This is a genomic window from Calothrix sp. CCY 0018 (assembly GCF_963920925.1).
Taxonomy (GTDB): domain Bacteria; phylum Cyanobacteriota; class Cyanobacteriia; order Cyanobacteriales; family Nostocaceae; genus Rivularia.
Map to the genome: position 1 here is coordinate 87,121 of NZ_CAWUDI010000007.1, position 12,775 is coordinate 99,895.

Sequence of the window (12,775 nt, forward strand, 5' to 3'; positions counted from 1 at the left end):
TTTGCTATAGGGGGGTACAATAAATGCCGATTGTCTTCCCACATATAGAAAATTTCATGATTTCGAGTAACGATTTTCGTACTGGTGTTTCGATTGTATTAGATGGCACGGTATGGCGAGTAGTAGAATTCCTTCACGTTAAGCCAGGTAAAGGTTCTGCTTTTGTACGCACCAAACTAAAGAGTGTGACGAGTGGTAATACTGTAGAAAAAACCTTCCGGGCTGGGGAAACTGTTCCTCAAGCTACTTTGGAAAAAAGTACCATGCAACATACCTATAAAGAAGGTGATGATTTCGTCTTTATGGATATGGAAACCTATGAAGAGAGCCGTTTAAGTTCCGAACAAATTGGCGATCGCGTTAAATATCTTAACGAAGGTATGGAAGTGAATGTTGTTCGTTGGAATGAGGAAGTGCTAGAGGTAGAATTGCCCAATGCTGTGGTACTTGAAGTAACGGAAACTGACCCTGGTGTAAAAGGTGATACCGCGACAGGCGGTACTAAACCTGCAACACTCGAAAGTGGAGCAACTGTTATGGTTCCTTTATTTATTTCTCAAGGAGAACGTATTCGTATCGATACCCGTGACGATAAATATCTAGGTAGAGAAACTGGAAGTTAATTTTCCGCTTGAAGAAAACGTTCTTTTGTCATCTTACTACGGGGGGATATCTATCCCTACCGTTTTCAGAAATTCTAATATATCAATTGATTATCTATAAACTAATCCCATGAGGTCATTTTAACTGTGTCATTAGACTTTAACGAAATCCGCCAACTTTTAGCAACTATTGCACAAACAGATATTTCAGAAGTAAATCTTAAAAGCGAAAATTTTGAGCTAACTGTACGTAAGGGTGTTAACTTTGTACATCAGGTTACACCAGAAGCCGTTACATTACCATCCACGAATGTTGGTATTTCATCACATGATATTTCGTCAACGGCAGAAAATCTCAATCGCGGTGGTTCGGAGAGTGTAAACGGAGGACAAGGAAACGCAAGTTCTACAGGCAAGGAATCGAAGTTTGTAGAAATTTTTTCGCCAATGGTAGGAACCTTTTACCGCGCTCCCGCACCAGGTGAATCGGCATTTGTAGAAGTAGGCGATCGCATCCGTAAAAACGATACGGTATGTATCATTGAAGCCATGAAGTTGATGAACGAAATCGAAGCGGATTTATCGGGTCAAGTAATGGAAATTTTGGTGGAAAATGGTGCTTCTGTAGAATATGGTCAAGCTTTGATGCGAATTAACCCCGATTAAGTATTAATCTATATAACGAATGTGTCATTGTTAAAAAAAGTTAGTTCCATTCGTGGCGGGTCAATTCTGATGAAACAAATGTTGCCTGTACCCCATCCAGAAGTGGTGCAACAAGTAGCTGAATACTTCAGTCTGTTGAGCGAACCAATGCGTCTGCGGTTGCTGCATCTGCTTCGGCAAGAAGAAAAATGCGTGCAAGAGTTGGTAGAGGCAACCCATACTTCTCAGGCTAATGTATCAAAACACCTTAAGGTAATGTGGCAAGCGGGAATTCTTAGCCGCCGCAGTGAAGGGACTTGTGCCTACTATCGAGTTGAAGATCACATGATTTTTGAACTGTGCAACCAAGTTTGCGATCGTCTCGCAACTAGGTTGGAACAGCAAGCCCGCAGCTTTCGGGTTTTAAATGAAAGATGATTAGATTTTAGATTTTGCGGAAAGTTGCGGTGCGGGGGTTCCCAAGGCAGCACGTTGCGGGGGTTCCCCCCGTTGTAGTGACTGCCGCCCCGTTGAGCAAACTTTTCAAGACGGATTTTGGATTTTGGATTTTGGATTTTGGATTGTAATTAATTATTGTTCCCCATTCCCTATTCCCTATTCCCTATATTTTTTAACAAATAAATAGCCCCCCTTCTATAAGGGGGGGGTTGTTGGGAATCTAAAGATAAGGCGATCGCCTGAGCGGTTTAAAGTTCAAAGTTTTTCATGAAATTCTCACGAGTTAGCGGCTGCTCTAGCTCTAAGCCTTCACCACCAAGAACTTCAATTTGTTCGCCGTTCAGTTCGAGGTAGACTTTAGCGTTAGGATTCAAAGCTGTAGCCGTGTATACAACTTGTCCTACACGCCCAATCATCCCAGCGCTACCACCACCAAATTGAAAATCATCCGATAAATTAACTCTTACTTCGTCTCCTTCAGCTTTAATACCTAGTAATTTAGTTTGCTTGGGTATCGCTGAAGAACCACCACTTCCTTCTGTAGGCCCAGCTAATAAGCTGTTAAAAGCAGCTTCTAAAAACTCTGAAGGCTGATTAATATCCGCTTGAACTTGAATGCCTTGAGGAACCAAATTAAAGCTGGTACCGCTCGATTCAAGCCAATAGACTGTAGCCTTTTTCTCGGTAGGCACTGCTGGCTTTGTTGGTGTTGGTTGCGGCGGTCTTGGACCGGGAGATGGGGTAGTGTTATTCATCGCGAAATAACCCGTAACACCAGCTAATGCAACTGTTACCGCTGCAACTGCTGCTGCTACACCGGAAGATATACCATTATTTTTTCTTTGCTCTGTCATCTGACACCTTCGCTTATGGGCTGAGATAGTACCTGTAACTGTGTGAGGGGCTTGGTAGACAACGCTGTTGATGGGGAAAGGGACTTTTCCACTAAGAAAGGAAGACGGTTTTATTTGTACAAAAGCCGCAATTTCTAATTCGGACGGTTTTATATTCAATTTTAGAATTCGGATTAAAATTCCGTCACCTTCCTGCCTTACGTAAATCCAGTCTTTGATTAAGGTTTTTTATAATTCCTTCAACGAATTGTGGCGCAACTTGCTCCTCATTTACAGTTACCGCTGTTTCAATAATGCTAATTTGTCTGCCTTTTTTTATATTTATTTCCGTTTCTACCTTTATTAACAAAGGTTTTTCTTCATTTTCCGAACGTAATTCAATTTGAAATTACAAGCGATTGTTATCTATACTTAATTCATCTTTTGAATTGCACAAAGAAAATGAATTCCATAAATTATCAAAAAGGGAACGGGGAACGGGCAACAGTAAATTTGTAGGGTGCGCTGTCGCTCCGCGCAACGCACCTCTCTTTATATCCTCAGATTAACTGCTAATTTCGCAAGATTTTTAATTTTTAGTCAACAATTCATCCTTTATCTTCTGCATTAAAGTAGATACAACTTCATCAATAGCAATTTCGTAAGACTCGCTACTTTTTCGCTCTGCAACTTCAACTTTACCGTTAGCGATCGCCCTTCCCGTGACAATCCGATAAGGAATACCGATCAAATCGGCATCTTTAAATTTAGCTCCCGCACGTTCGGTTCGATCATCGAGAAGGGTTTCAATACCTGCTTGATTCATTTCTGTGTAAAGTTTCTCGGCTACTTCTACCTGTTGAGCATCCTTAATATTAGGGATAGTCACAATTGCATGATAAGGCGCAATTGCCACAGGCCAAATAATTCCATCTTTGTCGTAGGATTGCTCTACAGCAGCTTGAGCCATGCGCGAAACACCTACACCATAGCAACCCATCTCTAAAGCTCGATCTTTACCTTGTTCGGTGGTATAAGTTGCTCCCATTGCTTGGGAATATTTGCTGCCTAATTGAAATATGTGTCCGACTTCTATACCGCGAGCAGATTTAAGGGTTTGGGCTGGATTATGGACTGAGCGATCGCCAACTTTTGCGGTGCGTATATCTACTACTAATTCCGGTAACTTAAATTGTTCTCCCCAGTTTGCCCCTATTACGTGAAAACCGGATTCGTTGGCACCAGTAACAAAATTCTTTAGATCGACTGCGGTTTTATCTACGAAGCGTAAAAATTTGGAGTGAACTTCCTTAGAAGATTTTATGTAATCATCACCAATATCTGGCGCGATATAACCCAAAGGTAAAGATTTCGCCGCCCATTTTTCTTGTGCTTCCGGGCTGGGTACTTCTAAACCAAGAATAGAATTTGCTTTATAAGTAGAAGCTAATTTAGTTAATTCGTTATATAACTTAACTTCATTCACATCTTGGTCGCCACGAATATTTACTAAAACTAATACAGTAGTACCGTTATCGTAAACTGCTTGGTAAAGCACGTTTTTGACTATTTGGGTAGGAGAACATTCGAGGATTTTGCAAAGCTTTTCGATTGTCTCGGTTTTAGGAGTTTCTACTTTTTCGTAATTAGTAAAATTAGAAGTTTCTGCGTCTGGAGGTGAAGAAACAGCCTTCTCTACGTTTGCAGCGTACTTTCCATCATCGGTATACAGAACTTCATCTTCCCCAGCTTCGGCTAAAACCATAAATTCCGTCGAACCAGAACCACCAATTGCACCAGAATCTGCTTCTACAGCACGGAATTCCAAGCCACAACGCCGTAACATATTGCTGTAGGCTTGATACATATCTTGATAAGTTGCTTTCAGGCTTTCTTCATCAGTGTGGAAAGAATAGCCATCTTTCATGATAAATTCTCTGCCGCGCATTAAACCAAAACGGGGACGAATTTCATCGCGGAATTTAGTTTGAATTTGGTAGAGATGAACAGGTAACTGACGGTAAGAGCGAATCGTATCTCGCGCAATTGTAGTAATTACTTCTTCATGAGTGGGACCAAGTGCTAATTGTTGTTCGCGGCGATCGGTAAGGGAAAACATGATACCCTCAGCCTTAGTGTAAGTATCCCAGCGTCCCGATTCCTTCCATAAATCGGCAGGTTGTATTTGAGGTAAAAGACATTCTTGTGCCCCAGTAGCATTCATTTCCTCGCGAACAATCTGGCTTACCTTTTGCAAAACCCTCCACATCAAAGGAAGATAAGCATAGACACCGCTACCGATGCGACGAATGTAACCAGCGCGAACCAATAATTTATGACTGGGGATTTCAGCATCGGCTGGATCGTCTCGAAGCGTAACAAATAACATTTTTGACAGTCGCATCGCGTCTCCTCTTTACGGGTTTGATAATTTTTGTTTCATGCATGAGAGCGAATATACTCAGGAAATGACTTTTATGTAAACCTAAGTGCGATCGCCACTTTAAATGCAATTCCTATAATTAGGACGGGCAGGATGCTTATCCCACAAGAATTTTAGATTATAACTATTTTTATTTTTTTGAATAAATTATTTTTCCACTTGATTAAAAAACATTTTTAATTTCCACAGATATTAATTATTTTTTGATTTGTCCAAAACTTGATAGTTGCCAGACGTATAATCAGTGCTAAAAATAACTATCAACCACTTCTACTTATTAACTGTTCGCTGTTCACTGATAACTGTTCCAGGAGAAAACAAACTTTGTCTCTCGATATTAATCAAGCACAGGCACCTCTAGAATTTATTCCTCCGGCGTTAAACCCATTTGTATTACGAATCACCCAGCTATTATTGCCAGCATGGATACGTTCGCAAACCATCCTTAGTCAAATTGAAGCAGAAAACGTCAAAACTTTAGTAAAATTAATCAACGAATTTCAGCAAAAAAAGATTCGTTTCCTGATAGCATTCCGCCATCCTCAAGTAGAAGATCCTTTTTCATTGGGTTATTTGTTATTTAATATCGTACCGAAAGTAGCTCGACAAGAAGGAATTAAATTAAATTATCCGGTTCATGCCCATTTTATTTACGATAGAGGAATTCCCCTTTGGGCTGGTTCCCATATTGGCTGGTTTCTATCACGCATGGGCGGTACCTCAATACAGCGAGGTAAGGCAGATTGGACGGGGTTAAGATCGGCTCGTAATTTGTTTGCTGAAGCAGATTTTCCCATTGGTGCTGCACCTGAAGGAGGTACAAATGGACTTTCCGAGATGATTAGTCCTTTGGAACCGGGAATCGCACAATTAGGCTTTTGGTGTGCGGAAGATTTAGAAAAAGCCAGACGCAGCGAACAAGTTTTTATTTTACCAGTTGGAATTAAATATAGTTATGTCAATCCGCCTTGGGAATCGATAGAAAAGTTATTAAGCGAATTGGAAGAAGCTAGTGGTTTACCTGTAAATGAAACTAGTTTTGATCAAGCTTTACCGCAAGAAACGCTTTATCCAAGATTAATTCGTTTGGCAGAGCATTTATTGTCTATTATGGAAGATTTTTATAAACGTTTTTACCATTATTCACCAGAATTAAAAATACCAGATACACAAACTAGCGACGGCAACGAAGCGATTGCCGCACGTTTAAAATCATTATTAGATAGTGCTTTAAAAGTATCCGAAGATTACTTTGATTTACAGCCAAAAGGTAACTTTAACGACCGCTGTCGGAGAGTAGAGCAAGCTGGTTGGAACTATATCTTTAGAGAAGATTTTAGAGATATTAAATCATTATCTACCATCGAAAAAAGATTAGCCGATAGAGTTGCAGAAGAAGCTAATTTACGAATGTGGCATATGCGTTTGGTAGAAAGCTTTGTGGCGGTGACTGGTAAATATGTTAGAGAAAAACCCACAGCGGAAAGATTTGCCGAAATAACTTTGCTTTTATGGGATATGGTAGCTCGAATTACAGGTAGCAATCCTTTTAAGCGTCCAAAGTTGGGTAAGCAAAGAGCGAAAATTACTATTGGAGAACCGCTTTCTATTTCTGACAGGTTTGGGGATTATAAAGCGAATCGTAAAGCTGCAAGAATTACGGTTGGGGATTTTACTAGTGATTTGCAACGGGCGATGGAAGGGTTGATATGAGGTAATTTAAGGTTTTAACGCAAAGGTTCGCGGAGTTTAGCGCGGAGGTACGCTGAGGATTTATCCTGGAAATATCTTTGATAAATCTAATGCTAATTCTGGAAAACAAGGTAGATTAATTGTTTCGTTGGGGAGATAAATAACTTTTCGACGATAGCCAAATTTACCTTGTAAATCTTGATAAGGTTCGTTGTAAGTTTCTAAGCAATTTTCGATTAAATTAAATATCCAATAATCGGAAATACCAGCTTCAGCATAAAGTTGTAATTTAACTTCTTGGTCGTATTTTAAGGAAGAATCGGCGATTTCAATTAGAAGCAATACATCTTGCGAAGTTGGATGAGAATTTAGATAATCATCATCTTTATTTTGAAGAATTGCTACATCTGGTTCGGGTTCGCTATCAGGATTTATACTAATAGGATCTTGGCTTTGTAAAGTACCCCGATTAACAATCAATTTTGATAATTCTCTTATCAATCTTCTACTAAAAGTTGAATGAAGTGTTCCTTTGGCTGCCATTGAAATGATTTCTCCCCTAATTAGCTCAACTCGATCGTCTTCATGAAAAAATCCGAGTTCTGCTAAACGGTTGTATTCATCTATAGTAAATCGTTTAGCTGTAATTATGGTCATAGCATTTGAGCAATGGCAGTGGAGTTGTATTTCAATTTTAAACAGAATTCCTGCATCTTTGACAAAGTAGTAATTTTGAACTTGACTCCTTATAAGCCGATGAAAGAAAGTATGCCACAAGCTAATCCGAAACAATAATTGTATTGATAATGTAGAGACGTAGCAATGCTACGTCTCCAGCAATGCAAAATCACCACGCGATATTTCGAGTCAGCAACGCTTTACTATCTAAACCAAGGCATAATGCAGCGCTAACGTATCAGTTTCCAAAGAATGGTTCCTTTTGAGTTTAGTAATCAGTTTTTGCGAAAGCTAGAAAAAGAGAAAGAGTAAAGAAATAGGCATTAGATTTTTTACTCTTCTCTTTAACTTCTGCAAGAAGTTTGTAAAGTGTGTGTTAACGATAGTAAGATAAAACGTTTGATTTAATTGACTCAATTAAAGTCACTTTAATTCCAAAGGATTCAACCTCCTTAGCCAGGGCTTCAGACGTGCCTTCCAAGGCAAATTTAGTGCCACAGTAGAGGCTGCTTCCACCAAATCCCACTAATCCTGCTGTGGATGATATATTCACAATGTGACCGCTGCCTTGCTGACGCATCATAGGCAAGACAGTTCGCATCAGACGAAATGCCCCAAAAAAGTTGGTTTCAAAATATTGGTGAATATCAACATCACTGACTTCTTCAAGTGAGGCAATTAGTCCATGTCCAGCATTGTTAACCAGCACATCAATTCGACCAAATGTGGCGATCGCTGTATCAACCGCTGCTTTTATGTCTTGGGATAACGTTACATCCAGACGTACAACCTTTACAGTCTGTGGATAATGCTTAATTAAAGCGTAAAGTTGCTCTGGTCTGCGAGCAGTAGCAACCAGGTAGTCGCCCTTCTTTAACACAGCTTCTGCTAAGGCTCGTCCGAGCCCTGTTGAACATCCTGTAATTAACCAAACTTTAGGAACAAGACCATTTTGATTTTTGTCTAAGTTCATTTGTTTTCTCCAATACGAAGAGTGATGAGACGCGCCTTATATTTCTTACGATAGGAGACAACTGTATGACTGTCTAATATATATTTAATTAAGATTAATAGGTTAGAGATATAAGTGTGATAGAACTACGGCATCTACACTACTTCGTCGCGGTGGCTGAGGAACTGCACTTTAGTCGAGCAGCAGAGCGGTTGCATATTTCCCAACCTCCGCTTAGTCAGCAGATTCGCGTTTTGGAAGAGCAACTAGGAGTCAAGCTGTTTGAACGAACGAAGCGGCAAGTGCAGCTTACTAAAGCAGGCAAAGCGTTTTTGGAGCATTCCTATCTGGTGTTAGCGCAACTCGAACAGGCAATTGAAGTGACGCAACGGATAGGGCGGGGTGAAGTTGGACGGTTGGCGATCGCCTTTGTCGATTCTGCAACGTATACCGTACTACCAGATATTTTAAGTGTCTTTCGAGAACAGTTTCCTGCTGTAGAACTGCGATTGCATGAAATGACGACTGCTCAACAAATTCAAGCCCTGCATCTCAAACAGGTTGATGTCGGCATTGTTCGTTCTGCCATCATCGAGCCAGGTTTAAGTGTGGAATGCCTTTTGCAAGAATCATTGGTATTGGCATTGCCACAAACCCATCCGCTGTCTGCCCAAAACAAGGTGTCTCTCTCTACTTTGGCTTCGGAATCATTTATTCTATTTCCTGCCAAACTGGGGCCTGTCTTTTACGATCAGATTATAAATATGTGTCAACAAGCTGGATTTCGTCCGAAAGTCGCTCAAGAGGCAGTTCAGATGCAAACTATCATCGGCTTAGTTGCAGCAGGATTGGGTATCGCTTTCGTTCCCACCTCCATGCAAAATTTCCACAGAAGCGGAGTTGTTTACAGACCTTTACAAGAGCAAACACCGTCCTCTGGACTTTATCTTGCTTGGCGGCAGTATGATTTATCTCCAGTAATAAAAACATTTCTCGGCTTGGCACAGAAGACGGGGCAAGTATAGCGTAGCTGACACTAGGGGTAAAGTAAATCTGGAAGCATTACTGAAAAATTGCACTTCTGTGTATTTATCAGGACTTACGCAACTGGCACATTGCGATCGCTATTTACCAGTAATTTAGTACTACTAAAACCAATCGGTAAAATTAGCCCTTTTTATAATTGTTAAGAATAATTAATTAAGTAAAGTTGTCTTTCCAAAATCAAGAAACCGCCGGAGGAAGCAAAAGCTGCTTTCGCTTACGACTATTCTTCCTCCGTCCTTTCACTAACAAATAAGCCGCAGGGGTAAAATAAAGCGCCAGTAACGGAGAGCCACCAATACCACCCGCGATCGCAATTGCCAAAGGTAGCCAGAAAGGGTCGCCTTCGGCAATCAGCGGAATAAAACCTACCATTGTTGTAATAGTTGTAGTTAAAACGTGACGAGTAGCTTTTACTACAACTTCCCGCACTGCTTTGACATCACCTTTCTTAGCTCCTTCATCTTCGTTAAAGGCTGACAAAATAATAATGGCACCGTTAATTGCAATACCAATTAAACCCATTGTCCCGACAATTGCCATGAATCCCATTACCGAGCCAAAAGCCCATAGAGCAAATAAAGCTAAACCAACGGAACCAACCCCAACAGCAAACACGATACCAGCCATTCGGAAGGAACCCAAGGATAGCACTAGGGTAATGACCATAATTAACCCCAACAATCCCACGGTAGACATTAGATTTCCGGTAGCTTCCCCACTTTCAGCTTGTTCTCCACCAAATTCATATCTGTATCCTGGAGGAAGTTCAAATTTTTCTGCTTCCAAACGTTCTTGCAATTCTCCCAAAACTACTGAGGGTAAGACTCCAGCAGAAATAAAAGCTTGGACGGTGTTAACTCTTTGCTCATTGCGTCTGGAAATACTTGCTAATTGTGGAACCAGATTAAAATTACCTAATGCTGATAAAGGACGCAAATTTGTTTCCGTACCACCTTGTTGATTTGGTTGTAAATTAAGAGAAGCAATTTGAGATAAATCTCCTCGGTTGGAATTTGCAATCCTTACTCTTACGGGTAAATTTTCAGTAGATTCAAGAATTGAACCACCTACGGAGCCTTCTAAATAACTTTGTAACTGTTGGGCGATCGCCGTATTATCAAGTCCTACTAACCGTGCTTGTTCTTCGTCTACTTTTAATCCCAACTTAGGTAAAGTCTCCGTCAAATCATCTCTTACATGAGTTACATCGGGTATCTGTGTTAAAAGACCTCTGACTTGAGCGCCCAATATTCGTAATTGTTGGATATCGGGGCCAAAAATTCGCATTTCCACTGGAGCTTCAAATGGTGGCCCTTGCTCTAATTGTTTCACTAAGACTCTAGCGCTAGGGAATGCTGAATCTAACTCATTTTGTAAAGTCCGAATTAGTTGCGGAACCCCTTTATCAGTATTTAGCTGTACCATTGCTTGAGCGTAGTAAGCAGCATTTTTGATTCCACCAGTAAAGTTGTAGTAAAACTTAGGAGCGCTTTCTCCGACAAACCAGTGAACTTCCTCAACCTGGGAATGTTCGCTAATTAATTTACGAGCTAATAATACATCTTCGCGACTTTGAGCAATGGAAGTTTGAGCGGGAAACTCGACTTCGATTTGAAATTGATCGCGGGCTAGGGAAGGGAAAAACTGCGTTGGTAGAGAGCTTACATTCATAAAACCTATTACGGGTAATATCATCGTTAAAACAATCGCAATTAAAGGTTTTGCTGTAGCCCAGTCTAAAGTTTTACGATAAATCCGACCTAAAAAAGGTGAAGAAAACCCCGAATTCCACCAAGCATGGGGATTTTTTAATATTGATAAAAGTTTTGATAATTTTGATGTTAAAAATTTACGAGATTCGCGCTTCGGAGGAGAATGATGATTCTTAGTTATAGTTTTTCCGAGAAAACGACCGGAAAGTGCTGCAATAACAGTCAAAGAAATTGCCAGAGAAGAAACCAGGGACATAATTACCCCCCAAGCGATGGAACCAACAAATTCCCCTGCTCCCCCCGGCAATAAACCAATTGGTAAAAAGGTGAGTATTGTGGTTAAACTCGATGTCAGCAGAGGAACTGTTAAATAATCAACAGTTTTCACTACGGCATCTTTCGGTTTTAATCCTGCTTCTAGTTCTACCTGAATTTCGTCTACAACTACAATCGCATTATCAATCAACAATCCCAAAGCAATAATTAATCCCGAGACAGACATCTGGTGAATAGGAATATTAAAAACCTGTAATTCACCAAATACCGCAAATACCGTTAATGGTAGTGCAGCACCAACAATAATAGAAGAGCGCCAACCCATCCCCACAAAAGTAACCACAACTACAAGGAAAGCACTAAATAGCAAATTAGATATGAGGTTATTCAAACGCGTTTCCACATAACCACTTTGGTCAAAAATTACTTCTAACTTGACTTTATTAGGAAGCCGCGTCCGAAAATCATCTAATAGTGTGCGAATTTGCGTAGCCCATAAATCAATCCGATTTCCAGATTCCATCAGCACTCCCAAAGCCACAGCGGGTTTGCTACCAATCAAAGCTAAGTCTGTTACTGGTAGTCTGACACCTCTAGTAACTCGTGCAATATCTCCCAAGCGAGTAAACTGTCCGTTGTTAGTTGAAGAAATCGGAATTTGACGAATTCGTTCCAGAGAATCAAGTTCCCCTTCCACCTCAATAGCTAAAGTATTATTCGGACTGCGAAGTTGTCCAGCACTAGTTTTAGCATCACTAAGCAGTATTTGTTGGGATAATTGTTGAGTGGTTAAACCTACAGATGCTAAATCCGATGGATTGATTTCAACAGTTACCTCCTCTGAAGGAAAACCGAAAGTATCCACCTTTTCAGTTCCTCCCACACCCCGAAGTTGAACATCAAGTTCCTCAGCGAAACGGCGTAAAATTGCATAATTAGGTTCGGTTTGTCCTTGCCAAACCAAAGATGCAATTACAGCATAAGCTCGCGTCTCGGTTTCATTCAAATCTGGTTCCAGCACTCCCGGTGGAAATTGTGGAGATGCGTCTGCCAACTTATCTCGTACCCGTGTCCAAATAGGCTGAGTATTAGCTACAGTCTGTTTTAATTCAATCGAAACCGTAGATAAACCAACCCGAGAATCGGAAGTAATAGTATCAATTTCCTCAATCTCAGACATTTCCGATTCAATAACTTCCGTTACCAGCGCTTCTACCCGCTCTGCACTAGCTCCTGGAAAAACAGTAGTAACAATAGCAGTCCGAGCTACTTGTGTAGGATCTTCCTGACGCGGTAAAGATTGAAACGCCGAAAGTCCCCAAAATATTATTAATACAAAAGTTAGGATTAGCAGACGGATATTGCGGAAAAAAGGAAGAACCATGATTAGCTTAGGAGTTAGGAGTTAGGAGTTAGGAGTTAGGAGTTATGAGTTA

Annotated in this window: 10 protein-coding genes; 5 read left to right on the forward strand and 5 right to left on the reverse strand. The window is 40.6% G+C overall.

Going from position 1 to position 12,775, the window contains the following annotated elements; translation table 11 throughout:
• Positions 1–56 precede the first annotated feature (56 nt).
• The 3 genes from efp to ACM03V_RS07065 all read left to right on the forward strand — a co-directional run bounded on the left by efp (position 57) and on the right by ACM03V_RS07065 (position 1,685).
• A complete protein-coding gene (gene efp / locus ACM03V_RS07055; protein WP_414620161.1) occupies positions 57–623 on the forward strand; it encodes an elongation factor P in 567 nt (188 codons plus the stop codon).
• 126 nt (positions 624–749) lie between these two features.
• Positions 750–1,268 carry an acetyl-CoA carboxylase biotin carboxyl carrier protein gene (accB, locus tag ACM03V_RS07060; protein WP_414620057.1) on the forward strand — a complete coding sequence of 173 codons (519 nt, stop codon included), beginning with the start codon at positions 750–752 and terminating at the stop codon, positions 1,266–1,268.
• Positions 1,269–1,337: 69 nt separating this feature from the next.
• A complete protein-coding gene (locus tag ACM03V_RS07065; RefSeq protein WP_414620058.1) occupies positions 1,338–1,685 on the forward strand; it encodes an ArsR/SmtB family transcription factor in 348 nt (115 codons plus the stop codon).
• Between the two features lie 269 nt (positions 1,686–1,954).
• Here the strand turns inward: ACM03V_RS07065 and ACM03V_RS07070 are convergent, their stop codons facing one another.
• The gene (locus ACM03V_RS07070) at positions 1,955–2,560 is read right to left on the reverse strand and encodes a GerMN domain-containing protein (protein WP_414620162.1); all 606 of its coding nucleotides are present in this window, start codon (positions 2,558–2,560) and stop codon (positions 1,955–1,957) included.
• A gap of 568 nt (positions 2,561–3,128) precedes the next feature.
• Complete coding sequence (locus ACM03V_RS07075; protein WP_414620059.1) at positions 3,129–4,943, reverse strand: proline--tRNA ligase; 1,815 nt, start codon at positions 4,941–4,943, stop codon at positions 3,129–3,131.
• Positions 4,944–5,306: 363 nt separating this feature from the next.
• Here ACM03V_RS07075 and ACM03V_RS07080 point away from each other — a divergent pair, with 363 nt between their 5' ends.
• Positions 5,307–6,695, forward strand: a complete 1,389-nt coding sequence (locus tag ACM03V_RS07080; RefSeq protein ID WP_414620060.1) for a 1-acyl-sn-glycerol-3-phosphate acyltransferase — start codon at positions 5,307–5,309, stop codon at positions 6,693–6,695.
• Positions 6,696–6,755: 60 nt separating this feature from the next.
• Here the strand turns inward: ACM03V_RS07080 and ACM03V_RS07085 are convergent, their stop codons facing one another.
• Together ACM03V_RS07085 and ACM03V_RS07090 are read right to left on the reverse strand one after the other, a co-directional pair.
• Positions 6,756–7,331 carry a Uma2 family endonuclease gene (locus tag ACM03V_RS07085; RefSeq protein ID WP_414620061.1) on the reverse strand — a complete coding sequence of 192 codons (576 nt, stop codon included), beginning with the start codon at positions 7,329–7,331 and terminating at the stop codon, positions 6,756–6,758.
• Positions 7,332–7,728: 397 nt separating this feature from the next.
• Positions 7,729–8,325, reverse strand: a complete 597-nt coding sequence (locus ACM03V_RS07090; protein WP_414620062.1) for an SDR family NAD(P)-dependent oxidoreductase — start codon at positions 8,323–8,325, stop codon at positions 7,729–7,731.
• Between the two features lie 119 nt (positions 8,326–8,444).
• Between ACM03V_RS07090 and ACM03V_RS07095 the strand changes: the two genes are divergently transcribed.
• Positions 8,445–9,329 (forward strand): LysR family transcriptional regulator, encoded by an 885-nt coding sequence (locus ACM03V_RS07095; RefSeq protein WP_414620163.1) that lies wholly within the window; start codon positions 8,445–8,447, stop codon positions 9,327–9,329.
• Between the two features lie 199 nt (positions 9,330–9,528).
• Here ACM03V_RS07095 and ACM03V_RS07100 read toward each other — a convergent pair whose 3' ends face one another.
• Complete coding sequence (locus ACM03V_RS07100) at positions 9,529–12,723, reverse strand: efflux RND transporter permease subunit (RefSeq protein ID WP_414620063.1); 3,195 nt, start codon at positions 12,721–12,723, stop codon at positions 9,529–9,531.
• Between the last annotated feature and the right edge of the window lie 52 nt (positions 12,724–12,775).

What these genes read in the sequence shown, in the direction of transcription:
- ACM03V_RS07070 (WP_414620162.1), bottom strand. Translation starts at nt 2,560, where the DNA reads ATGACAGAGCAAAGAAAAAATAATGGTATATCTTCCGGTGTAGCAGCA.
- efp (WP_414620161.1), top strand. Translation starts at nt 57, where the DNA reads ATGATTTCGAGTAACGATTTTCGTACTGGTGTTTCGATTGTATTAGAT.
- ACM03V_RS07085 (WP_414620061.1), bottom strand. Translation starts at nt 7,331, where the DNA reads ATGACCATAATTACAGCTAAACGATTTACTATAGATGAATACAACCGT.
- ACM03V_RS07090 (WP_414620062.1), bottom strand. Translation starts at nt 8,325, where the DNA reads ATGAACTTAGACAAAAATCAAAATGGTCTTGTTCCTAAAGTTTGGTTA.
- ACM03V_RS07065 (WP_414620058.1), top strand. Translation starts at nt 1,338, where the DNA reads ATGAAACAAATGTTGCCTGTACCCCATCCAGAAGTGGTGCAACAAGTA.
- ACM03V_RS07100 (WP_414620063.1), bottom strand. Translation starts at nt 12,723, where the DNA reads ATGGTTCTTCCTTTTTTCCGCAATATCCGTCTGCTAATCCTAACTTTT.
- ACM03V_RS07075 (WP_414620059.1), bottom strand. Translation starts at nt 4,943, where the DNA reads ATGCGACTGTCAAAAATGTTATTTGTTACGCTTCGAGACGATCCAGCC.